Genomic DNA, 1162 nt, shown 5'->3' on the forward strand with positions numbered 1-1162 from the left:
CCCCGCCATTCAGCGTATCGTTGCCGTCGCCGCCTGACAGCGTATCAGCGGCGGCCGCCCCTGTGATTACATTGTCGAGATCGTTTCCGGTGCCGGCAAAGGCTGCCGTTCCGATTCCGATATAGGTGAGGTTCTCGACATTGGCGTCAAGCGTATAGCTTGCCAGAGTCGTGCGAACCGTGTCGGCTCCCGCGGCGGCGTTCTCGGCAACGCTGTCGCCGGCATTGTCGACGATATAGGTGTCGTCGCCCGCACCGCCGATCAAGCTATCGGCACCTGCCCCGCCATTCAGCGTGTCATTGCCGGCGCCGCCGGTGATTATATTGGCGAGCGCATTGCCGGTGCCGGTGAAGTTGGCCGATCCCGTGTAGCTCAGGTTCTCGACATTGATCAGTGCAGCGATCGAATAGGCTGCAAGCGACGTCTGGACCGTGTCTGTCCCCTCGTTCGCATTCTCGATCACAAGGTCGGTCGCGATATCGACGACATAAATGTCGTCACCCGTCCCGCCTGACATCGTGTCGGAACCAGCACCGCCAATCAATGTGTCGTTGCCGCCAGCGCCAGTGAGCTTATCGGCAACGACACCGCCCTTGATGATGTTGTCGAGCGCATTGCCCGTGCCGGTAAACGCGGCCGTACCGCCATAGGTGAGGTTCTCGACATTGACCCCCAGCGTATAGGCGGTCAGATTCGTCTGCACCGTGTCGATACCCTCATCGGCATTCTCGATGACGATGTCACCGTTGGAGATGACATAGGTGTCGTCGCCCGTGCCGCCATTTAGCGTGTCGACCCCGGCACCTCCAGCCAGGACATTGTTCAGCGCGTTGCCTGTCCCGGCAAACGCACCAGTTCCGATATAGGCGAGGTTCTCGACATTGGCGGCAAGCGTATAGCTTGCCAGGGTCGTGCGAACCGTGTCGGTTCCCGCGGCGGCGTTCTCGGCAACGCTGTCGCCGGCATTGTCGACAATATAGGTGTCGTCGCCCGCTCCGCCGATCAGCGTGTCGGCGCCTGCCCCGCCATTCAGCGTGTCGTTGCCGGCGCCACCGGCAATGGTGTCGGTCCCGCTACCGCCGACGATTAGGTTGTCCAGCGAGTTTCCTGTTCCGACAAAGTCCGTCGTTCCGATATAGGTGAGGTTCTCGACATCACTGCC

1 protein-coding gene is annotated in these 1162 nt (G+C 61.0%); it reads right to left on the reverse strand.

All coding sequences use genetic code 11. The annotated features are described in order from the left end of the window. Positions 1-1162: calcium-binding protein (locus tag HX898_RS33015; protein ID WP_180196811.1), on the reverse strand; the 1162-nt coding region annotated here is incomplete at both ends.

The organism is Rhizobium sp. WYCCWR 11128, assembly GCF_013416305.1.
GTDB classification, from domain to species: Bacteria; Pseudomonadota; Alphaproteobacteria; order Rhizobiales; family Rhizobiaceae; genus Rhizobium; species Rhizobium indicum.